Annotated in this window: 3 protein-coding genes (1 of these 3 running past the window's edge); all 3 read right to left on the bottom strand. The window is 46.9% G+C overall.

The features are described 5' to 3' along the window. Tightly spaced (each overlapping or abutting the next), the 3 genes in view from HP398_RS07330 to HP398_RS07340 form a layout consistent with a single transcriptional unit that may run on beyond the window. Positions 1 to 5,811, bottom strand: the 5' end (the start) of a protein-coding gene (locus HP398_RS07330) for a non-ribosomal peptide synthetase (protein ID WP_173622266.1). 15,714 nt of this gene lie to the left of the window's left edge; the window shows 5,811 of its 21,525 coding nt (coding positions 1–5,811); it begins with the start codon at positions 5,809 to 5,811; the stop codon falls past the left edge of the window. Further along, positions 5,808 to 17,738, bottom strand: coding sequence for an SDR family NAD(P)-dependent oxidoreductase (locus tag HP398_RS07335; protein WP_173622267.1), 11,931 nt, complete (start codon positions 17,736 to 17,738; stop codon positions 5,808 to 5,810). The genes HP398_RS07330 and HP398_RS07335 overlap by 4 nt, the downstream gene beginning before the upstream one ends. Then, a complete protein-coding gene (locus HP398_RS07340) occupies positions 17,735 to 25,960 on the bottom strand; it encodes an SDR family NAD(P)-dependent oxidoreductase (protein WP_173622268.1) in 8,226 nt (2,741 codons plus the stop codon). The genes HP398_RS07335 and HP398_RS07340 overlap by 4 nt, the downstream gene beginning before the upstream one ends. Between the last annotated feature and the right edge of the window lie 7 nt (positions 25,961 to 25,967).

Here is a 25,967-nt window from a genome sequence, read left to right on the forward strand (position 1 = left end):
TTCTTTCCATACATGCTCCGCTTGCCCAGAAGATTTCATTTCTGTCCAGCCGCTCACCCAGCGCTTGCCATCCTGATAACGAATGTGCTTACTTTTCTCATCATTGCTGTTTTGTTTCAGCTTCTGGACCAAATCTGCTGGATTGACCTCTGCCATCACTTCAATAAGCTGTCCAATCAGCTTGGGATTCTCCAATTGAGCCGTTTTCAGCAAACCAGAGAGAGCGGAGAAGCATTGCTGTTCCTCTTTGTCAGGTACAACAAGCTGAACTAGAACTTTTCCCTTTGGTTTATTGGCAAGGATTCGCTGGATTTCCGTGAATACCTGAACGGTGTAGGCATGGAACCGTTCTGCGATACTTTCCTGCTGTGCTTGTGGTTGTAAGACCAGGCAGTGCACTCCGTTCATTTCGGATTCGATACGCTCTCTGAATTCCTCTGCCCATTCACAAAGGATCACGAGATGCTCTGCAAAAGCAGGCGAACCAGCTTTTTGGCTGATCTCCTGTTCGTTCCAGCATGTTTGGAGAAGCAGCGTTTCTGGCGTTGGAGTTGCTGAAGAGATTGGCGAAATCTGTACAGAAGCCGATCCCGCCTCCGTGCGCACATTCATGTTCGTTTTCGTATCCATCTCGGGAACCCCATAGGACTCCTCCGCAAAAGGATAGGTAGGAAGGCTGATGCGACGAGGTTTTGCGTCTTTATACAGGACTTCCCACTCGATATCCAGACCCTTGCTCCACAATTCGGCTGCTTTTTCTCCTTTGCCTTCTGCAAACAGCTTGGAAATCAACTCACGATTCGTCTCATTCTTTTTCAATAGGGAGACTTCATGGTTTGCTTGTTTTACGTTTCCGCTAAAGCTACCTGCTGCTTGTTCCTCTCCACTCAAAAAGTCACTCAGCTTTTGAATGAGTTCCGCTGTATCTTTGACAATAAAAATAGCCCTGCTCTCCATCGCTTCTCTTCCCACTTGGAGTGTATAGGCCAAATCTGCAATATGGACTTGTTCATGATTCCGGCTAAGGAAATCAATGAGTTGCTGGGCATACGCAAGTACTCGATCATCGTTTTTGGCGGATAACGGCACGAAATAAACGTGCTGGTTGTTATCATCGCTTACGCTGACACGCTTAGTTTCTGTCCCATTCTTCCGTTGTTCAAAAATCGCATGAGCATTCGTCCCGCCAAGTCCAAATGAACTTAACGCCGCTCTATGGGGAACAGGCGCATCCTCCCATTTTTTGAGCGTATCAACTACATAAAAAGGTGATTGATTCAAATTGATATTCGGATTCGGCTTTTCATAGTTTAGTGATGGAGGAATTTCATTATGGTATAAGCTTAATGCTACTTTAATGCAACCCGCTAACCCTGCGGCTGTATCGAGATGTCCAATATTGGTCTTCACCGATCCAAGTCCGCAGTACTGTTTATTGGATGTGTATTTTGTATACACTTCATTGAGCGCCGCAAATTCTATCGGGTCTCCTAAATAAGTGCCCGTTCCATGCGCTTCGATATAGCTAACTGTTTCAGGATGAACCTTGGTGTCGTCTAATACTTGCTGAATCACCTCAGCCTGACCTTTTATACTTGGCGCATAAAATCCGACTTTATCTGCCCCATCATTGTTGATGCGAATTCCTCTCATGAGGGCATAAATATGATCGCCGTCCTTGATCGCATCGGAAGCTTTTTTGAGGACAACCACGCCGACTCCTTCTCCACCGATCATGCCATCTGCTGACGCGTCGAACGTCTTGCAGTGACCATCACTGGAAAAGTTCAATCCAGCTTGATAGACATACCCTGTATAAGTCGTAGGAAAAATCGTCGCGCCCCCTACCAAAGCCACCTTTGATTCTCCCGCTTGCAGGCTGCGATAAGCCAGATGCAAACCAACCAGCGAGGAAGAACAATTGGAATGGACGGCAAAGCTCGGTCCCTTCAGCCCCATTTTATGAGAAATCATCGTCGGTATGGTTCCACCTTGCGCCAAAACCCACGAGACATATTCATTCGGGTCCTTCATGACATTCGGTGATTCCTTGGTGAAATGCGGCAAGAGTGCTTGATAATAGCTGTTGCTCGCCGACATAAAAACACCCGTCTGCGGAACCTGTTTCGGTGTATACCCTGCATCCTCCAATGCTTTCCATGAATGGGTCAATAACAGACGAAACTGCGGGTCCATAAATTCTGCGTCTCTAGCTGAAAGGTGAAAGAATCCTGGATCGAAGTGATCTTTTCCTTCGATGGTGGACTGCACCGGAATAAAGTTCGGGTTCTGTAAGTATTCATCAGGCAGGTGTAATTGATCGATTTCCTCATCCGAGAAGAAACGTACACTTTCTACGCCGTTCCGTAAATTCTCCCAAAACTCTCTATGATTTTTCGCTCCCGGGAAGTGGCAAGAGATTCCAATAATCGCGATGCTATCTTCATAGTATTCAGGATAAGTCTCCTCCACTTGTCCTTCGCTATACGCCATTGCCTGGTTCGGATTGACAAAATTCGCTTGCTCATCTGATTCATTCTCTTTCCTTGTTGCGATATATTCGCTAATTTCTCTAATATTGACGTACTTAAACAACGTGGTCACATTTAGATCGCACTGAAACTCTTCCGTCATTTTGGCTACAACCATGGTAGCGAGAATCGAGTCTCCACCCACATCGAAAAAGCCATCTTCTGTACTGATCCCCTCTACATTCAGGACATCCTGCCAAATTTTCAAAGTCCTTTGCTCAATATCAGATTGTGGCAGACTCTGCTTCTTCGCCTGTGTTACCACAAGCTTTTGATTTAGCAGCTCTGTGCGATCCACTTTTCCATTAGCGGTTAACGGGATTTTATCCATAGAAACAAAAAATGCCGGGAGCATATACTCTGGCAAATTCATTCTCAAATAATCCCGTAATTTTGAGGGCTCAAGCCGTTCATGGTTTGCACCTGCTTTCGGAACATAATAAGCAACCAACCGCTTATGATCTCCCTCTTCTTTCACCAACACCACAACGCTTTGAATCTGTGGATGAGCCATTAGTTGGCTCTCGATCTCACCCAATTCAATTCGAAAACCACGAATTTTTACTTGATGATCGATTCGGCCTAAATACTCAATCGTTCCATCAGGGAGCCAACGTGTTAAATCCCCTGTTTTGTACAACTTGGTTCCCGGTGTAAACGGGTTATCCACAAACTTCTCTGCGGTAAGCTCTGGGCGATTCAAATAGCCGCGAGCCAAGCCTTTTCCTGCAATACAAAGCTCCCCTGGAACACCAACTGGGACGGGATTCATATGGCGATCAACGATGTAGAGTTGTGTATTTGCGACAGGTCTACCAATCGGTGTATTGTTGCTAACCAGTTCATGTTCAGAGCAGGAGAACCATGCCGCATAAATAGAGGCTTCTGTTGGTCCGTAAATGTTTTCAATCTTCGCCTTTTGAAAAGTAGCAACCGTCTTTTTCACCAACTCTTTTGGAAAGGCTTCTCCTGCAACCATTACATATTTGAGCGGACAATGCTGCAGGAATGGCTGATTCTCTCCAGCGCCGTTCACGAAGACATTCAGCATCGCCGGAACAAAATTGACATGAGTCACGCGATGCTTCACGATAGATTCGGCTAACATTTCTGGAGACTTCTCCCCATGTGGCGGAAGAATGACCAGACGTCCTCTACCAATGAACCAGCCAAACAGCTCGGACAAAGAAACATCAAACACATAGTTGGTTTTGAGCAGATAAACGTCGTTCTCCATAACGGGATAACGGGATTCAAGGAAAAAGAGGGTATTGATGATACTTTCATGACTCACCATGACCCCTTTGGGTTTCCCTGTGCTTCCAGATGTATAAATCACATAGGCTAGATTGGTTGGGTTTACTACCCGGTTGAGTGTTTTTTGTCGCTGGGCTGTCTGCTCAACCTCTTCCCAATCCCTGTCTAACACGATGCATTTCGCATTTCCTCTTGCCGCTGACGATACCTTGTCCAAAAGGCGAGCTTGGGTAAGCACCAAACGGCTCTTACTGTCTTCCACCATGTATGCCAACCGCTCTGTGGAATAGGTTGGGTCCAATGGAACATAAGCTGCGCCAGCTTTCAGAATACCTAAAATGCCGATGACCATTTCCAAAGAGCGTTCGACACAAATCCCCACTGTAGCTTCAGGACCTGCTCCCTCGGCTTGCAAATAGATAGCCAGCTTAGTAATTTGTTCATCCAGTTCACGGTAGGTCAACGATTGATTGTCATAAACAACAGCCGCAGCATCTGGTGTTTGCTCGACTCGCTTCTCGAACAAATCATGGATGCATAAAGCCTGTGGGAATGCCGCTTCAGTCGCATTCCACTCAACGAGCAGCATGTTTCGTTCTTCAACAGAAATAAGTCGTATCTCATCCAACGCGATGTCAGGATTTTGGATGACTTCGTTTGCTATATTGTGATAATGCTCTGCCATCCGCTGTATCGTTGATTGGTCAAATACATGTGGATTGTATTTCAGATTCAATACAAACTCGGCTTCCTGCTCAAACACCTCTAACTCAAATTCATACTCACCCTCTTGATGAACACCCTCCATCAATTCGATGGCAAGCTTGTTTTGACATTCATCATAAAATCGCTGCAAGTTTTGCGATTGTAGAAAATTTTGGTACGTAAAGATGATATCGAATACTGGTGAATTCCCGTGAAGTCGAGGTATATTTGCCTCTCGAACCATCGCTGGAAAAGGATAGACAGCGTGATCCATCCCGTCAATCAGCGTAAGCTGCAATTCCCGAATGAACTGGGAGAAAGACCTTTCCCCCGTTACCTGACTGCGAATGGGGATCATATTGACAAAATAACCGATCAGAGAATCGAATCTTTCTTCTGGACGTCCCATCGTTGGCATACCGACAATCACATCTGTTTGACCTGTATAGCGATACAATAAGGCTTTAAAAATCCCTAACAAGAGAACAGATGCGTTCATGCGGTAATGCTTGGAGAGCTTCTTCACCTGCTGACTCAACTCTCGTGAAAATACGTGCGTAAAAACCTGCCCCTCAAAGCTTGGTGCAGAAGAACGTGGCCGATCGGCAGGAAGCTCCAGTTGTGGAAGCGTCCCGGACAATTGCTCCAGCCAGTAAGAACGATGTTCCCTACCTTCCCCGCTCGCCATCATGTCCTGTTCCCACTTTACAAAGTCAGCGTAACTGGTTGAATTCGGTGTTACTTTTGGCTGCTTTCCTTCAACCAGCTCGATATAGCTATGGACCAATGCTTGTAGTAATAACAAGGAGGAATGTCCGTCAAATATCATATGATGAATCGTAATCAGGACAAAATGCTCTTCTTCCGAACGCGACAATAGATGAATGCGAAGTAAAGAACCCTCTTCCAATGAAAAGGGTTCTTTTACTTTTTGCCTAAGATATGGCAACACATCCTGGGACGTTAGGTGTGAGATGTCCTCCTGCTCAATGGCAAGCGATTGCTCTAGGCGTTGAAGCAGATACGGAACACCATGCTTTTCTTCAACCGAACTCTGTAAAATCGGTTGCTGTTTACGTACAAGGTGGCAAGCCTGTTTAAATAAGGCTACGTCCCATTTCTGACGGATGCAAAAGCATAACGGAACATTATAAGCACTCATCGTAGGAGACATTTTTTGCAACATCCACAATCCTTGCTGCCCGACGGACAGAGGACTTGTAAACGATGGGTTTTCCAGCTCCAGAAGCTTCTCTTGGACTTCCGCAGCAGACAGCTTACCTTCTTTGTAAGCCATGAGGATTTCCCGTCGCATCATATCATCCCTCCTTTGTCGATTACCTGTTCGATCTCTTCCAAACTTAGCAGGCCTTCTTTGAATTTTTGCAACAGATTCTCTGTCCGTTCACTGCGAATCTGAGACGTTGCTTCTAAATCTGTAGTGGAAGCAATCTCTTTATGACTCAGCTCTCTTATTTTTAAAGCAAGTAGATGAGCTAAAGACTTCATCGTCGGGTTCTCCAGCACTTCCCGCCCTTTGATTTTGATATTCCAGCGCTGCTCTAAATGACGAATCAGTTTGGTAACCATGATCGAATCCACGCCATAGTCCAAGAAATATTTGTTTATGTTAATTTGCCCTTCCGAAAGATGTAACTCCCGAGAGAGAAATTGTGCCATATCCCGCTGAATGTTTTCCTCTGTTGGGCTGTCCGGGTTGATATCAATCGCGAACGTCGCTTTTTCCATAGGTTGACGGATCGTTTCAGTCCCAAGCTGCTCCCCCTCACCCTCTGAAGCGGAGAGCCAATAGCGTTCTCTAGCAAAAGGATAAGTAGGCAGAGAGAGTGTGCGACGCTCTTGTGGATACAAGGATTCCCAAGGAATTTTACCTCCCTGCGTCCAATGAAGGGCAAGCTTTTCCAGATTATTTTCTGCTAAAAGAACCTTCAACACCGTATCTCCTACCTTGCCTGAAAGAAGATTTCGCACGCCTGCCTGATCTTCATCGAGATCTCCTGTATAGATAGGAATCGATGCCGTTGGCTCACTGCCTTGCTCTACCGCTTCCAAAAACGCCTGTAATCCTTGAATCAATTCCTCTCGATTTTGAACCAGCATAGCCAACCTGCATTCCATAGCTTCTCGTTTCATTTGAAGCGTATAGGCAAAATCCGCCAAGGAAAACGCTTGCTGCTTGGCAAATGCAAGCATCTGCTGGGCAACGGCACGTAATCGCTCCGCATTTTTTGCCGAGAAAACCACGATCTGGGGTGAAGTGGTAGAAGAAATGGATTTCATCTCTGTCTGCGACGGAATATATTCTTCGAGAATTAAATGAGCATTTGACCCGCCTGCTCCAAACGAACTGATTGTAGCCCGGCGTGGAACCTCTCGTTCTTCTCCATTGATGCTTACCAGTGGTCGCTCCCACTTTTGTCGATCTTTTTGCAGATAAAAAGGCGTTTCTGCAAAATTGACATGCGGGTTCAACGGCTCCGCTTTTATAGAGGGAACCAACTCCTGATGCTGTAGCTGCAAGATCACCTTTGTCAGCTGAGAAATACCTGAAGCTGCTTCGGCGTGACCGATATTCGATTTGACCGACCCGATTGCACAAAAATGAACATCATCCGTCTGCTTCGAAAAAGCATTTGTTAACGCCTTCAACTCAATCGGATCTCCCAGCAGCGAACCATTAGCGGCGGCTTCCACATAACTGATCGTCCGTGGATTTATGCCCGCTCTAACAAAATTATCTTCCATCAACTGTGCTTGTGCATGGGGATTCGGCACCGAAAATCCATTGGTACGTCCGCCATGATTGGTCGCAGCTGATTTGATAACGGCTAAGATGGAATCCCCATCTTCCATTGCTTTGGCTAAAGGCTTCAATAGTACAGCCCCTACGCCTTCTGCTGGTAAATATCCGTCTCCATCTCCAAAGCTTCTGCTGTCTGCGTGGCTTCCAATCATTTGAGCCTGACTTAATCCTAGGTATTTCTTAGGATGGATCGAAACATTCACGCCCCCTGCGATAGCAAGCGTGCTTTCTCCCTTTATCAAGCTTTCGCAGGCATGATAAATGGCGATGGCAGATGAAGAGCACGCTGTATCAATCGCCATGCTCGGACCTTGCAGATTAAAGAAGTAAGAGACTCGGTTGGCAATCGAATGGTAGGAAGAGAGGGAAATGATAGAGCCCTTTTCCATATCCGTATCAAATGCGTGATACGGCTGATACATCGCCCCTACATAGACGCCGACTCTATTATCATATTGACGTTGTAACACCTCTCGCGTGTGCCCTGCGTCTTCGAGCAGATTCCACACGGTTTCCAGGAAAAGGCGTTCTTGAGGGTCCATCATTTCCGCTTCCCGCGGTGAAATATGGAAGAACAGCGGATCAAACTGATCGACACCGTCTATGAAGCCGCCCCATTTGCTGTATGCTTTTCCTTGTCTGTTCCGAGCCTCGTCAAAATACAAGCTGTGATCCCAGCGCTCTTGCGGAATCTCTGTAATACAATCTTTGCCATCCCGCAAATTGTTCCAGAACTCTTGTACATTGGCAGCCTGCGGATAGCGACCCGAAATACCAATAATGGCAATGTCCAGGTCAGATGTGGTTTGATTATTTGCATGCTCACGCGCAACAAACCGTGAGAAACGACGACGATGCTCTGTTATGGAGTCAGTAGGGGCAAGCACGTTAGCAATATTCTCTACTGTGCTTGTCTCTGCTGTTTTCCCGGCTCCCATAATCGCGAAGATTTTGTCTCCATGATGCGCCAAAAGATAGCCTGTCAAATCCTCTATGTTTTGGTATTCATAGAGCAGCGTTTTCGACAGCGAACCGAATGCTTTTTCCAATTGATTGGTCAATTGCATCGCCATAACCGAGTCGATCCCGTATTTCTCCAACGGAGCATCCTCATCGATTTTATAAGCTGGGAGCTTGATAACAGCAGAAATTTCCTTTTTCAGATACTCCCTTACTTTTGCCCGAAGCATATCTTGTTGCCCAACAGAAACAGGCTGTTGGTTCTCCATTTTTGCAGAGATATTTGCGCTCTCTACTGGTTGAAACTGTTGGATGAACCGATCCTGGTAGGCATCCATCAAGTGTTGCGAGACAGAAAAAAGCGTCGGGTACTCTACCAATACAGTTGGCGTAAGTTCAAGCTCATAGAATTGATTCAGCTTGTTTGTCAATTCGGTCAGCTTAATCTGGTCAAAGCCGTACTCATGGAGCTCAGCGTGGATTTCAATATCCTCTCTATCAACCTTGAGCAAATCAGCAACTATTTTCAGCAAAGACGCTTGAACTTCACTTTGCAAGCTGTTCGAATGAGCTGTTGGTGTCGACAAGGTCACAGAGACCCCCATCAGCCTTTGCTTCATTCGTACAAGATCGCCTTCCATTACCATCAACTGATCTTGTCCCGAAGCTAACCCCCGATACATGCAGTTGATACCCGAAGCCGTCTGCATAGCAACCATGCCAAGGTCGTCCCACAATCTCTTTTCTGTCTCTTCGTCTACCTGCATTCCGCCCTCTTTCCACAGAGGCCAATTGATGGAGATCGTCTGACCCTGCCGTTCACCTAACGTGATTTGTTCGTTTCGGTATGCGGAGTAGGTATCCATAAAGGCGTTGGCAGTCGCATAATCTGCTTGTCCCATATTGCCCAAGCTTCCAGCCGCTGAAGAAAAGAGCACAAAGAAATCCAGATTCAGCCCCTTAGTCGCTTCGTCTAAATGAACGAGTCCCGCAACTTTTGGCGCGAGAACTGCTTGTACTTCTTCTTTGGTTTTCTTTAGGATAAAATTGTCGCGAGTCACACCCGCACTGTGAATAATGCCGTGAAGATCGCCAAACTCTGATCGAATGCTTTGGACCAAATCCTCCACTGCCTGTTTCTGCGTGACATCCACTTGGCGATACTCGACTTTTGTCCCGGTGTTCGCAAGCATACGAAGCTTTGCTTGCTTCTCCTCAGTCAGCGCAGAGCGTCCCGTCAGAATCAAGGTGATGCCACGGGCTTTCTCCGCCATCTCTTCGGCAAAAATAAGTCCCAAGCCACCTGCTCCGCCCGTAATCAGATAAATTCCGTTGTCTTTCCACGGCATGCTTGCTTCATGCTGTGGAGCTGCCACTTCACTCCATCCCGCCATATATCGTTTCCCTAATTGATAGCGAATCTGGCTATCTGTTGGGCACAAGCTGTTTGCTCTCAGCTTCTCCGCCAATCCGGCTGAATCTTCTGTTGAATCGATTTCGATCAACTGTCCGATTACTTTCGGGTTTTCGATCTGTGCCGTTTTCAACAGACCAGCGATTCCAGCAAACAGTCGTTGTTCCGATCGGAGAGGAGCAACAAACTGAATCAGCACCTTCCCCTTTGGTTTTGCATGAAGAAGGGCTTTGATTTCTTCGAAAACCTGAACAGCATACGCTTGGAATCGTTCCGCCATGCCTTGTTGATCGGATTGCAACACAAGGAATCTCGCACCCTTTATCTGAGAGGAAATGCTTTCCAAAGAAATCTCCTCTGGTTCGCAGAGCATCACTACATGCTGTTCATATTCAGGAGCTTTGGCTTCCATAGGAATGGCTTTTTCGATCCAAGCAGGCTGAAGCATCAGCGTACTCGTGATTTTATCTGACTCCCCTGCACCTTTGCTGCCTTGTACAACTCCGGCAGCTTTTTCACCTTCGAGGCTCCTCGTTGTGAACCCCTTCATCCTTACACAAACCTTGCCTTGCGCATCACACAAATCAATGTCGAGCTTTTGCACTTTTTGGGTAGCTGCATTGCCGTCACTGTATCGAACCAACGCCCATACAGCAGCTGTAGAAGCACTGTAAATGTTCAATTGCTCCAAGGCAAAAGGCAGGGACGGCTGAAGGTCGGTAGTGCCCATCATAAAACCGAGCGATGCCTGCAATGCGGCGTCCGTGATACTCGGATGGAGGACAAATTTTCCTGCTGTATCCGTAACAGAGGAAGGCAAGATCAGCTTCGCCAGCACTTGGTCTGACCCGACAAACAGCGTCTCAATCCCTTGGTGTGATGGACCGTATGCCAGTCCTATCCCATGAAACGTTTCGTAGCATTGGCTAAAGCGATAACTACTCTTTGTGCACTGTGCTTGAATGGCAGAAAGGTCGAGCGTTGGCGCTTCCATAGCTGATCGTAGTACTGCTCTTCCCTGGCTATGTACTACTAGATTCTCCTCGGCTTCCCTTGGCTGGCTGTAGATTTCAAAAGTAATTTCACCATTCTCTTCCGGATATAGTCCCGTGTGTACTTGGATGGGTGCATCTTCCACAATAACTGGTTTCGCCCACACGATATTTTTCAATTGAATCACCGACTGGTTATCAGATCGGACACCTGCTGCCAAATCGACAGCTACTCGTGCCATCTCCAGATAAGCTACCCCAGGCAAGACCTTTTGCCCCTTCACGACATGATCGTTAAGGAAAAACTCCTGCCCTGTAAAAGTAGAACTATGCCGTTGTTCCGAAAGTGTCGACGTATTTTGATGCAGCATGGGATGTAGGGTAGCCAGCGCTCCTGCGGTAAAACCAGCTGCTTGTGAATCCACCTTTGGCAGCCAATAGCGCTCTCTTGCAAAAGGATAAGCAGGTAAGCTGATTCGACGAGGCTTCGTATCCCCGTAGAGTTTGTTCCAGTCAAAAATCAGTCCCTGTACCCACATCTGCAAAATCTTTGCGTATTTCCCTTTTGCGATCCATGTATCGATTGCCTGTTGTAAATCTTCATCTGCGGCGAAAACATCCATCGTTTCTTTATTCCGCTTTACCTGACCCATGAACAGGTCTTGTATTTCATCCTCCTCTTCCAGATAACCCGTTAGCTTTGCTTCCAGCTCAGAGATCGACTTGACGATCACAGCGAACCGCTCTTCCATCGCCTCACGTCCTACCTGGAGCGTGTAGGCAATGTCTGCTAGATCGTTGTCCGTCAGCACTTGCTCCCGAATAGCAGATAACAACCGCTGCATCTGCTCTAGGAGACGGTCTTTATTCTTGGCTGACAATACGATGACAGCTGGATTTTTTGCCGAGATGCTGAATTGTGGGCGGTGTTCCTCTTCGATGTATTCTTCCATGACGAGATGAGCATTTGCCCCTCCCGCCCCAAAGGAGGATATCCCCGCAATCCTTGCATATTCTCTCGTTACCCCATTGATTTCAACCACCGGTCGCTTCCACTCCGCCAGCTCTTGCTGCACGACAAATGGAGTCTTGCTGAAATCAATATTCGGATTCAGTGTGCGGGAGTGAAGGGACGGAACTAGCCTCTTGTATTTCATTTGCAGCAATATCTTGGTCAACCCTGCTATCCCTGCCGCACTCTCAGCATGCCCGATATTTGACTTGGCCGAACCAATCGCGCAGAACTGATTCTCCTTCGTGTATTCCTGAAAGATCTTCGTCAATCCGGCAATTTCAATCGGGTCCCCCAATGAAGTCCCTGTACCATGTGCCTCTATGTAGCTGACCGTTCGCGGGTGAATTCCTGCCTCTTCGAAAGCACGGCGAATCACTCTTGATTGAGAATGAGGATTGGGAACCGTATAGCCGTTCGTTTTTCCACCATGATTAATGGCGCTTCCTTTGATCACACCATAGATGTGGTCTCCATCTGCGATTGCTCTCGCCAGTGGTTTGAGCAATACCGCTCCGACTCCTTCGCCAGGTACATATCCGTCTCCGCCTTCCCCAAAGCTTTCGCATCGTCCTTTGCTGGAAGCGAATTTGCCCTGCGACAAATACAAATATTTGTTTGGATGAATAGAAACATTCACACCACCTGCGATCGCAACCTCACATTCACCGCGTTGCAGGCTGTGACACGCTAAATGAATTCCCGTCAACGATGAAGAACACATCGTATCGACCGCCATGCTCGGACCGTGGAAATTGCAAAAATAGGAGACGCGGTTAGCGATGGAAGCTGGACTTCCCGCAATCGTAAGCGCTCTGCCCAACGCCTGTTCAGCGGACGCATAGAGCTGATATTCCTCGTACATAACTCCTACGTAAACCCCTACATTGCCTCCCAAGCCATCGTGCTTGCCAAGAGCATCGCGCGTATACCCTGCATCCTCTATCGTTTCATAGACACACTGTAAAAATAACCGCTCCTGTGGGTCCATCAGCTCTGCTTCCCGCGGGGAAATATGGAAGAACAGCGGATCAAATTGATCGACACCGTCTATAAAGCCACCCCATTTGGAATACGACTTACCGACCTTGTTCTTTGCTTCATCAAAGTACAGACTGTGATCCCAACGGTCTTTTGGGATTTCGGTAATACAATCCTTGCCGTCGCGCAGATTTTTCCAATAGTCATGTATGTTCCAAGCTTGCGGATAGCGTCCAGAAATACCAATAATGGCAATGTCCAACGCTCCTTTTGATCGTTGGGTTTCCATGCGCAGGGACGCGAAACGTTGAGACTTGCGTTTTTTGCTCCTGCGCTCTGTCTGTACTGTCCTCTCGTCCACAATCGTTGTTTCTGGCTCTTGCGTGAGGGGAGCTTCCGCATTTCCCCTCATTCCCAGGATGTGCATCAGATTTTCACGGTAGTTTTCAACGAAATAACCTGTTAATTCTTTAATCGTTTGGTATTCAAAAAATAGCGTTTTTGGTAACGAGCCAAATCGCTTTTCCAACTCCTTGGTCATCTGCATAGCCACAATGGAATCGACACCGTATGTTTCCAACGAGGCGTCTGCTTCCATTTTCGTTGCTGGTAATTTGATGACGGAGGAAAGCAGCTTTTTTAAATAATGGGTTGCCTGTTCCAGTAGTGAGGAGGAATCCAAGGCATTCTCCTCTTCGAAAGAAACAGAAGCTATTGACGCTTCTACTCCTGCTCCAACAGATTCATTTGCGATCTTGCGCGTAGAAAAGCCCTTCATCCGCACCTGGATATTTCCGTTCTCATCACACAAGTCGATATCAAACTTCTCCACGATATCTCCAGCTTTACTGCCCTCACTATAACGAATGAGTGCCCACATGGAAGCGGAGCAAGCACCTACGATCTCCAATTCCTCAAGAGCAAAGGGAAGAATCAGCGAAAAATCACTGGTTGCCATCATCAAGCCAAGCGACGACTGTAGGGCTGCGTCGAGCAAACTCGGATGCAGACCAAATTGTCCTTGGGTCTTCATCACGGAAGAAGGCAGAGACAGCTTCGCCAGCACCTGCCCCTGACCGATCAAAATTTGCTCGATCCCACGATGTGCAAGCCCATAGTCGACTCCCATCTTTTTGAAAGCCTCATAGCATTGTTCCGCGCTGAGTGTGCTTAGGTTGCACTGTTCCCGCAATGCGGTGAGATCGAAAGGTAGAATATCTGGAATGGAGCACAACACGGCACTTCCCTGACTGTGTACAATCTCCGCTCTTTGCTCCTGGTCTTGCCTGCTATCGCTGTAAATTTCAAAAACAATCTCACCATTCGCCTCAGGATAGAGTTCGATATGAGCCTGAACGGGCTCTGGCCCGACAACCAAAGGTTGAGTCCAGACCACATTTTTGAAACGAAGTCCTTCCTGTTCTTGCTCCGAACTCAGACCTCCCGTCGCCAATTGTATCGCTGCCCGTGCCATCTCCAGATAAGCCGCACTTGGCAAGACACGTTGACCCTTGATGACATGGTCACTCAGGAAAAACTCCTGTCCCGTAAACGTGGAGCTAAACCGCTGCTCCATGAAGTCGGATGTATTTTTGTGTAACAAAGGATGAATCGAACCTCCCCCTGCGCTACTGCTAACAGGCTTGGCTTCGATCCAATAAGATTCCTTGGCAAAAGGATACGTCGGCAAACTGATACGACTCGGTTGCTCTTCCTGATAAAGCTTGTTCCAATCAATCGGTAAGCCCTTCACCCACAGGTCGAGAAGCTTGCTGTATTTGCCTCGTTCCATCCATCTCGCAATCGTTTCTTCCCATTCATCATCGGACGTCAAAATATCCAGCATTTCCTGATTTCGATTTACCTGCCCCCGATACAAATCAGCAATATGCTCTTGCCCTTCTACATAAGCTGTTAGTTTTTGTTGCAACTCCTTCACAGAGCCAGTAAGGACAGCAAGACGCTCTTCCATGGCGACACGTCCTACCTGAAGCGTGTACGCCATGTCGGCTAAGTTCGCATCAGATAAGGAGTGTTCTTGGATAAAGGCTAACAACTGATGAGCTTTCTCATATAACCTCTCCGCATTCTTTGCTGACAAAACAAGAATAGCCGGGTTCTGAGGTGTGATTTTTATACTGGATCGCTGTTGCTCTTCCGGAATATATTCTTCAATAATCACATGAGCATTGCTTCCCCCCGCACCAAACGAGGAAATCCCTGCAATTCGTGGATATTCATTGGTTGTGCCATTGATCTCAACGATTGGGCGTTTCCATTCCGCCAACTCTTGCTGAACCACAAACGGAGTCTTGGTGAAATCAATATTGGGATTGAGTGTGCTGGAATGTAAGGAGGGCACTAATTGCGCGTGCTTCAGCTGCAATAATATTTTCGTTACGCCAGCAATTCCTGCCGCACTTTCACAATGTCCAATATTCGACTTCGCTGATCCCAATGCACAAAACTGTTTGTCCTGGGTGTCTTTTTCAAAGGCGCGAGTAAGTCCAGCAACCTCGATCGGGTCTCCCAGCTCCGTCCCTGTTCCATGTGCTTCCAGATAACTGACCGTTCTTGCATGTACCTTGGCACGTTGTAAGGCATCTGCCACTAACTGCGCCTGCGCCTGCGGATTAGGGACGGTATAGCCATTCGTTTTCCCACCGGCATTCATCATACTTCCTTTGATGACCCCGTAAATATGGTCACCGTCGGCTATCGCCTTATCCAAAGGCTTCAAGACGATAGCGCCCACACCCTCTCCATCCACAAAACCGTCCGCTTGATCGCCGAAGGACTTGCATTGATCCGAGGGAGAGAGCATCGTCAAAGCTGACAATTTCATATAGTGGACGGGATCGACAATGAGATTGACTCCCCCTGCGATTGCACACTCGCTTGTACCGCTGTACAAGCTTTCCAAGGCGAAATGAATCGCTGTGAGAGAAGCGGAGCAAGCGGTATCCACCGCCACACTTGGACCTTGAAAGTTTAAGAGATAAGAGAGGCGATTCGCGATCGACCAATAAGTGGCTCCCGTCGGATAATTTCCATTCATCACGCCGACAAAAACGCCTACTTTTCTGCTTTCACACAGATTGGTAGGCGTATATCCAGCATCCTCGATACTCGCATAGGCTTCTTGTAAAAATAACCGTTCCTGCGGGTCCATCTCTTCGGCATCTTTTGGAGAGATTTGAAAAAATAAGGGATCGAATTTATCCATATCATCGATAAATCCGCCCCATTTTGAATACATAGATTCCTTTTTGCCTTTTTCTTCGTCAAAATAATTCTTCCAATCCCAGCGATCCTTCGGGATTTCAGAAATGCAGTTTTTCCCCTCTTTTAAACGGTTCCAGAATTCATCCACATTTTTCGCCTGCGGATAACGCCCGGAAAGACCGATGATCGCCACATCCCGCACCACAGATGAAGGCGAAATGGATTCCTTGCTTTCTTGTTCTCGAACGGATAAAAAGCGTCTCGTTTTTCTCACAGGAAGATTGGTATACGCCGTTGAAGCAGAAACGGTCATTTCCTCATTCTCTATCTCGCTCTGGTATGTTTCGTCAATTGCTTCCTGTGCTTCTAAACCTATTACCTTGATCAACACTTCCTTTTGCGTCTCGATGAGGTACTCTATCAAGGCATCAATCGTTTGATACTCGAAAAATATCGTACTGCTCATATTCGCAAAATCTTTGCGAAGAGAATTGGTCAATTGCACAACCAGAATCGAATCAATCCCATACTGCTCTAATGGGGCTGATGATTGAATCTGATGGGTCGGAATTCTAAGCGTTTCACCAATCAGCCTTTTCATATAAATCGTACTTTTTTCGCGAAGCAATTCCTCAGTGACTCTGCCTGATTTTTTCGCTGGTGTTGTGCGTACAGGCACTTGTTTCTTGAGTGGTTTCGTCTTCAACTTTGTGGCTTGCTTTTTTATAGGCGAATCCGCAACTGTTACCGCCGACTGCCTCGGCTGACTGCTACGACGTATAACCCCATCGCTTTCTGCAACAATAATCTGCTGGCATAAATCCAAATGCTCTTCTGCTGGCAAGAAAACAGATCGGTATCCTGCCTTCTTCAACATCTTTTGCCATGTTTCAACCGTTAACAAAGGGCATCCAGGAATACGCCATTCTGGATCATCATAGCGCCACCAACCATCCAGCAAGCCAAACGTCAAGTGAGCAAACAAGGTATTGCTCGTCAACTCATTCAGAATCAGAAAGCCATTTTTCTGTAAAGCTGTTTTGGCATGGAGTAAGGTTTGGCTAATATTTTTCGTCGCATGCAGCACGTTTGTGGCAATCACCAGTTCATAGGTGTCCGCAGCGATCCCCTGATCCTCAACAGGCTTTTCCACGTTAAATATCCGATACGTAAGATATGGATTTTCGGCTCCATACTCTTTTTCGGCGTGAAGTAAAAAGGCTTGCGAAACATCGGTATAACAATATTCCTCGATATGCTTCTGAAAGGGTTTTAGCCTTGGCAGTACGATCGCACTGGTTCCACCTGTACCTGCCCCGATTTCCAAAATTCGAATCCGTGCAGAAGCATCTTGCTCCGTACGCTGCTTCACATAGGTAACAATTGTATTGGCTAGCACTTCGTTAAAGTAGTCCGCAACCACATTATGTTTATAAATCCCTTCCACCAATTCCATCGAGGAATTAGGAAACATGATCTCTGTAGCTGGAATCTTTCCTAGTAAAATCTCTGGCAATACTCGCATAGTTGCCTCTACCAGAATCACCTGAGCTTTACTATTCGGGTCGTTGAGCCATGCTGTTTTTTCTTCCTCCCAATTTTTCCATGCTGTATCGAGATCAATAGGGGTGATATCGTTTGCGATGAGTGACTCTCCGTCGTACTCAAGATAATGGTTTTGCACGAGAACGGCTATGCTTTCTTCCAGCCATTTGCCGTACCTGTCATGCAATTTGGCTTTGAGTTCTGCTATTGTCTGTTTTTTTACCGTGAACAGCCCGATTGACTGTAATTGACCATAGAGTAGTTCACTGAGAAGCTTATCCATTGTGTTCATTTATAAGCCTCCATTTCAGATTGTCTGCGTTGAGACGAAAACTCTAGTTTGGGCATATCATTCTTTATACTTTCGATGTGTGATGCCAGTTTTTCTGGATAGATGTGAATCGATTTAACCGGATTTACCGTAAGCATGGCCTGTGCTTTCGTTGTTTTCACCAACGCGACTTGATTCATCGGTCCAGCAAGCAGGTTTTCCAAGGCCATCATCGCTTCGCTAGGTTCAATGGAGCCTAATCCTGCCTGTGCCATCCTCTCCTGATAATCCTTGGTGGCAACAATGCCTACATTCGCCCAGTATCCCCAATTCATCACCTTCACTGCACTGAGGCTATGCAACGAAAGCTGGTGTGCGAATATATCTTTAAACGTACAACCTGACGCATAATTGCTTTGTCCAGGAGACTTGGTAAATGAGTTGATCGATGAAAAGAACATGACAAAATCCAACGGCTCCCGATCAAATACTTGAGCAATCCGCACGCTTACATCTACCTTTGCCGAAAGTCCGGCACGGAAGCGCTCTTCGTCCATATTCGCGAGGCTTTTATCTAGCAGGACAATCGCAGAATGAATGACTCCGTTTACTTGCTTGTATCGCTTTTTGATCTCTTCATAGGCAAAATACAAGGACTTGCGATTCGTTGCATCCGCCGCCATATAGACAGGAGCAGGTCCGAGCTTCGCAAGTCGATCCACTTTGGCTTGGATCTCTGCATTCTTTTCTCGGCGTCCAATCCAGATGATTTGCGCTTGATAAGTACTGATCATATATTCGCTCCAGACTTCGCCAATACCGCCAGCACCTCCAATCACAACATAGACTCCCCCCTGCCTGTAGGAAGCATGTGCCCATTGCGGTTGACGTAATGGAATCAATTCCTGACGATACCATTTCCCTCCACGATAAACCGTTGCATTCCCCTCGGCATCTGGCGGAAGGGTGAACACCTCTTCCATTGGCCAAGCACGACCAGCTTCCAGATCAACAAGTCGGATACGCCAGTTTGTGTATTCTTTTGCCATCGAACCGACTAATCCGTAAAGACTGGCATGCATAGGGTTGACCACATCGTTTGGATGAATCGGTTGGGTCTGAAAGGTTACGAAACTCCATCCTAGCTCCTTGGTATCGTAGCCCAGCTTGAGCAGCGCTTTTAGCAAGCGAAACACATGAAATACACCGCGCTCCTGCTCGATGATGAGTGCCTCTTCTGCCAGATATTCTAAATCAATCCATGGAGCAATCCAGATGATATGATCAATCGAACCAACCTGCGCTAGCTTCACCGCTATTTCATCTATACTTTCTGCGGGTGTAAGCTCCATAATAGCTGCCCGGGGATAGCGTTGTTGAACAAGGCTTCGGTTCTCGTCATCCGCACAAACAATCAGAATACGATCACTTGCAAGTGGCGTTTCCGAACCACGGTCCATCACAACCTCTTCCCATACAGGACTGAGCAGCATCGTTCCAATCAGCGATTCGCTAGAGGTCTCAACTGGCGCATTCGTCGCTGTCCGATCGGTTTGGATCTCTCTTTCCAGTACCCGAGATGTGAATCCCTTCATTCGTACACAAATCGTTCCTGTGTCGTCACATAGATCCATATCGTATTTTTCTACCTTATCCCCCGCTTGGCTTCCGTCGCTGTATCGCACGTACGCCCACATCTCAGGGGTGCACGGGCTAATGATTTCAATCTCCTCCAGGGCAAAAGGCATCACTGGCTTGCGTTTTGCCCTACTATCCGACGACATCACGTGACGGGAAGAGAGTGTTAACTCCACAGAGGCCTGCAAAGCTGAATCCATCAAGCTTGGATGCAAGACAAACTGATCCTCTGAGCCGGTGACCGATAACGGTAAAACCAGCTTTGCCAAGACTTGTCCTGGCCCGACATATACCTTGTCTATTCCTTTATGTCCGAATCCATAATCAATCTGAATCGCTCTAAAGAACTCATAGAATTCCTCGGATGAAATCACATGCTCGCTGCACTGTGCTTGCAAAACGGGCAAATCAAGCATTTGCAACTCCGAAAGCGGACTAAGCACAGCATTTCCTTGACTGTGTACCACGATCTCAGCATCACTGCCCTCTGCCTCGCTATAGATTTGGTAGGACACCTCACCATCTTCTTCGAGAACGAGACCCGTATGTACCTGAACAGGCTGATCGCCTACAACAATCGGACGAGCCCATACGATATTTTGTAGTTTCATCGCCGTATCCCCGTGGACTCTCTCTCCTACAGCGTGCTCCATCGCGGTTCTTGCCATCTCAAGATAGGCAACTCCCGGTAACACCCGCTGCCCTTTGACTACGTGATCCGCCAAGAAAAACTCTTCTCCCGTAAAGGTGGAGCTAAACCGTTGCTCGGAGAAAGTAGAAGTGTTCTGATGCAGCATGGGATGGATCACGGACGCTGTGGTGTTTTTTGCTGCTACCCTTGCATTTGCTTTTGTTTCACTCTCAAGTACCCAATGGCGTTCCTTGGCAAAAGGATACGTGGGAAGTGAAATACGAGAATACGGATCGTTCGCAAACAGCTTGTCATAGTCCAATCCATATCCCTGCACAAACAATTCTGCAATCACAGACAACTGTTCCAAATATTCGCTCGCCTGACTCGTCCCATGCAAATTCTCGATGCTTTGATTACCGTAACGTTTCAATGCGGTTTGTTCACGATGATCTTTTTCATTTAACTCGGAAACAAAAGCCTGAGATACTTTTCCTGTGTCCAGCCACTTTTTCAAAAGCTGGACAAGCTCGGCTGTATGCTGAACCATGCAAGAGAAGCGGTGATGGAAATGTTTTCTGCCTACTAACAGCGTATAGCTGATATTTCCACAATCCGTCTCCGGTGCTTTTTCACAAAACGAAAGCAATTGGGCAACCTGCTGGCGTAGCTGTTCAAAAGTGCGCGCCGACAACACAATCAAATAGCCTGGCTTTTTCGCATGATTCCGCTCTACCTGAGGCGCCTCTTCGATGACCATATGCGCATTTGTACCACTGGCTCCAAAGGAACTGATCGCCGCACAACGTTTGGCTTGCGGCTCCACTGACCATTCCTTCAGGCTTGTATTGACATAAAATGGGCTGTCTGCAAACGTAATGTTTTCATTCCCTGCTTCAAAATGCAGAGATGGCGCGATTTGTTTGTGTTTCAATGACAAAAGGATTTTGATGACCCCTGCAACGCCTGCTGCGATCTGGGTATGACCAATATTCGTCTTGATCGATCCAATCGCACAAAATTCTTTTTTATCCGTATAGGCCCGAAAAGCGCGAGTTAGCGCTTGATACTCAATCGGATCTCCCAGCTTGGTTCCCGTTCCATGAGCCTCGACCATCGTAATTTGCTCAGGATTGATGTCGAATGTATTGTAGACATTGCGTTCCAAGCGCTCCTGAGATTTCGCACTCGGTGCTGTAATCCCATTCGTCGTCCCATCCTGATTGATTCCCGAGCCACGGATGACACCGTAAATATGGTCACCGCAAGCAATCGCTTCCGAGAGACGTTTCAGTACAACGACACCAGCGCCTTCTCCCGTCGCAAAGCCATCGGCCCGCTTATCAAATGTATGGCAGCGTCCTGTCGGTGACAGCATACCTGCTCGCTTGGCAGACAAATAGAATCCCGGCGTAGATTGAATGAAGACACCACCTGCCAATGCCATGTCGACCTCACCTGTACGCAAGGCTTGGCACGCCATATGAATCGCCACCAAGGAACTGGAGCAAGCCGTATCAATCGTGACGGCAGGTCCCTGCAAGTCCAGATGATAAGCAACCCGAGCAGGCACAATGGACTCCATATTTCCCCAGAAGGCTTGGGCAGGAGGATTCTCTCCCACGAGACGATCGTAATCACCTTTGGCACATCCTGCGTAGACGCCGCATTGGATTCCTTGCACGCCTTGACCTGCATAGCCAGCATCCTCCAACGCCTTCCAGGATTCCTCCAAAAAGAAGCGTTGCTGCGGGTCCATATAGTCAGCTTCCAGACCGGAAATGTTGAAAAAGAGCGGATCAAACAAGTCAATATTTTCTACAAGCCCGCCGTATTGATAGCCCTCTGCCTCGTCCAGTCCGTACGCTGATAAATCCCAACGAGTCACTTTCGTAAGCAAATCCGAACCGTTCACCAAGTGATCCCATAAGTCGTCAGTGTTGTCAGATGAGGCAAACGTACCGCTCATTCCAATAATCGCAATGGGTTCATTAAGGAACGCAGCTTTTTCTGATGCGCGCCCTTTTTCCGCTGAAAGCATAGGAGCTGCTTGAATGAATGGCTCAGTCTGAATAGCAGAGACGGAACCTTCCCTCTGCTCGGATAGACTGACTTCCTGTCCTAACGCATGAGCAATGACCTCTTTGTACTCAGACAAAATATAGCTAGCAAGTTGATTGACTGTACTGTAATCAAAAAGAATGGTCGTCTCTATTTCAATGATCATCGCTTGATTAATCTCTTGAACCAAACGAACCCCGAGAATGGAATCCAATCCATAATCTCTAAAAGGTTCGTCCACATCGATCGAATCGACATCGACTTCCAATGCGGTAACTAGCTTTTCTATAATCATATCCTTCACATAATCCGTCACCGTCTGCTCGGTCACCACAGACTGGCTTGGAATGTTTTGGGGTGCTGGCTGCGAAGAGACTTTCCCTTCTTCTTTTGCCTGATGGACAGTCTCGCGCGCGATAGGTGAAACAGTCGTATCGACACGAACATCAGGGTGGAGGACGCCATCGCTTTTTCCAAGGACAATCTGTTGCCCCAGATCATGAGCTTCCCGCGCTGGAAAAGAGATTGCGTGAAATCCTTCCTTTTCCAGTACCGTTTCCCAATCTGCCGGAGTTAAGGCAGGAGAACCTGGAATACGTACATCCGTATCTTCAGACAGCCACCATCCCTCCAAAAGACCAAAGGTCAGATGAAGGAACAAGGAATTACTGCTAATCTCATTTAAAAGAACCAAACCGTTTTCTCGTAAAACAGCTTTGGTATGGCGCAAGGTTTTGCGAATATCTTTGGTGGCGTGCAACACATTAGCTGCAATTACTAGATCGTAATAGCCCTCTCGAACGCCTTGCTCAGCAAAAGGCGCTTCCACATTAAAAATTTGATAGGTCAGATACGGAACGTTCGGTCCATATTCCTTTTGTGCGAACATCAAAAATGCTTTGGAGATGTCGGTATAGCAATATTCTTCTATAAACTGCTGATAAGGCTTCAGCTTTTCAAATACAAACGTGCTTGTTCCGCCTGTCCCCGCACCTATCTCTATGATGCGAATTTTTGCAGACTGATCTTGTTTCAACCGTTCTTCCACATAGGTGGCAACTGTTTCCGCTAGCATTTCATTGTAGTGATCTGCCACCGGGTTATTTTTATAAATATGTTGTACCAATTCCATAGAAGAGCCTGGAAACATGACATCCGTAGCAAGTCGCTTGCCTGTTACAATGTGCGGCAGAGATTTCATCGTTGCTTCCAGCAATCTGATCCGTACTTCCAGATTGGCATCCTCTCGCCACTCCACCTTACGTCGATCCCATTCTTCCCATACAGCATCTACCTCGATCAAAGTCGGATCAACCACCAGGCATTGCTCTCCATCAAAGCCATCGAGATAGCCGTGACGAATTAACATCGCGATAGTTTCTTCCAGCCATTTTTCATAACGGTGCTGGAAGCCTGTTTTTGCCTTGAGGTCGGCGACATTCACACTCTTGTCCGTAAACCAACCGATGGACTGCATTTGCCCCCATAACAGTTTGCAGAGAAGCTCGTCCATCTCCTTCCACAATTCGGGGTGGGTATTGGGCAAGCGATCCTGTCTCTTTGTTTTGGGCAGCCAATAGCGTTCCCCTCTAAATGGATAGGCTGGCAAAGGCACCCGGGTGTATTTGCTGTTTTTATATAAGGAGCTCCAATCCAGCTTGTACCCTTTTACAAATAAATCAGCAAGCGTGGACAGCTTCTCTTTCCTTGCTTGGGTGGTTAGCGAACTGTTCTCTACTACTTCTGTAATTAATTTTTCTCCGAACTCTTTCAAGCTCTTTTCTAGCTGCACAAAATCCGATTCATTATGGACAAAATAATCAGCAGCTGTTCCCGTTTCTTTTACTTCCGCGATTTTTTGCCGCAATTCCTCTACGTCCTTGGCAATAAACATGCAACGGTGCGAAAAATGGCTTCTCCCTGTGAACAAGGTATAGGAAATATCTTGTTCGTGAAAACGTCCCGCTTCTTTTGCTAACCAATGGGACATTTCATCCATTTTTTGCGTGAGAGCTAACTCGCTCTTGGCTGAAAACGGGAACAAGTAATAGGCTCCTGCTTGCTGCTTGCTTGATTGCAGTTGTACCGTCGGCGCTTCTTCCAGAATCAGATGACAATTGGTTCCGTTCGATCCTAAAGCGCTCACTCCTGCTCTTCGCGGAGTCGCGTCACTGGTATTCCATTCGATGAGCTCGGTATTGATGAAAAAGGGACTTCCGGTCAATTTGATATGCTTATTGACTTCCTTGACACTGATCGTCGGGGCGATCTTCTTATATTTCATCGCCATGACCACTTTAAACAAACTCGCCAATCCCGATGTCATCGTGGTATGACCGATGTTGGGCTTATGTGAGCCAATCGCGCAAAATTGTGTTTTATCGGTAAACGAACGAAATGCTTCCATCAATGCTTTCACTTCAATAGGATCACCCAGTTGCGTTCCTGTCCCATGCGTTTCGATATAACTGATCGTCTCCGGATCAACCCCTGCATTTTCATAGGCATCCACAATCAATTCTTTTTGGGCAAGCATGCTCGGTGCTGTAATACCGTTTGATTTTCCTGTCTGATTCACGGTCGAGCCCTTGATGATCGCATAAATATGGTCGCCATCTTCCATTGCTTTCGCAACTGGCTTCAGTACGACTGCTCCCAATCCTTCTCCAAACACCATTCCATTCGCATAATTGTCAAAGGTGTTGCATGTTCCATCAGGTGAGACCACGCCCATTTTGGAGGACATCACAAAAAAGTCAGGGGAGCTGTGAATCGCCACTCCGCCTGCAAGAGCCATTTCGGATTCTCCCCTGCGCAGACTGTCGCAAGCTAAATGAATGGCTACCAAAGCAGAGGAGCAAGCTGTATCAACAGCAAGACTTGGTCCCTTGAGATTTAAAAAGTAGGAGAGTCTTGCCCCTAACATCGACATTTCATTGCCTAGCATCGTTTGGGAAGAGATACCTTCAGCTAACACAGATTTCTCTTTGTAGTCTGAATGGCGCCCCCCTACAAACACACCTACTTTTCTCCCGGATAACTGTTCAACCGAGTATCCACTATCTTCAAAAGCTTTATAGGATTCTTGTAGGAACAACCGTTGTTGAGGGTCCATACTTTTTGCTTCGTCAGACGAAATATTGAAAAAGGATGCATCAAATTGATCAATGTCCTTGAGAAGCCCGCCGTAATATTGATCTGCTTCCCAACCACTGCGTGATATTTCCTCGATACAACTGTCGCCAGACGCAAGATGCTTCCAAAGCTCTTCCACCGAATCTGAGCCAGCAAATCTGCCTGCTATTCCGATGATCGCGATATCGGAGTGGCGAATTTCATTTGCTAAAACAGTAGGCAGGATTTGGCTGTCGTCTGCTACCATCTCTGACGCAAATTGCAGAGAGATATACTCAGCCAGCTCACCCACCTCTGTATAATCAAAAATAACTTCTACGCCAAGATGAATCCCCAAGTCAGCATTGATTGCTTCTATTAATTCAACCGCCAACACAGAATGAATGCCCAGCTCTATGAAACTTTTATCGAAATTAAGAGTTTCCACAGGTGTATCCAATAGTTGAGCCATGATTTTACCTATCTTGCTCGCAATCGTTGTTGAGCCATGATCAGCGTGGGTACGATCTGTTGCTTGAGTGATTTCCTGATATTTCTCGAAAATGTGCGTGGCTAGTTGCTTGGTATTCTCATGATCAAAAACGACCTCAATCCCCAAGTCAATGCCTAGCTTCCTATTCATCATCTCTACCATTTCTACAGACAACACCGAGCTGATACCTAATTCTATGAAGTTTTTATCGAAATCCAAGGGATTCGTCGTATCTTTTAATAAGTCGGTCATTACTTCTTTCACTATGGTTTCCACATCATGAAATGAATGAAAAAGTACCTTCATACTCGAC

The organism is Brevibacillus sp. HB1.4B (assembly GCF_013284285.1).
GTDB classification, from domain to species: Bacteria; Bacillota; Bacilli; order Brevibacillales; family Brevibacillaceae; genus Brevibacillus; species Brevibacillus porteri.

Coding starts and splice junctions, on each gene's coding strand:
- HP398_RS07335 (WP_173622267.1), bottom strand. CDS start 17,738: ATGAACACAATGGATAAGCTTCTCAGTGAACTACTCTATGGTCAATTA.
- HP398_RS07340 (WP_173622268.1), bottom strand. CDS start 25,960: ATGAAGGTACTTTTTCATTCATTTCATGATGTGGAAACCATAGTGAAA.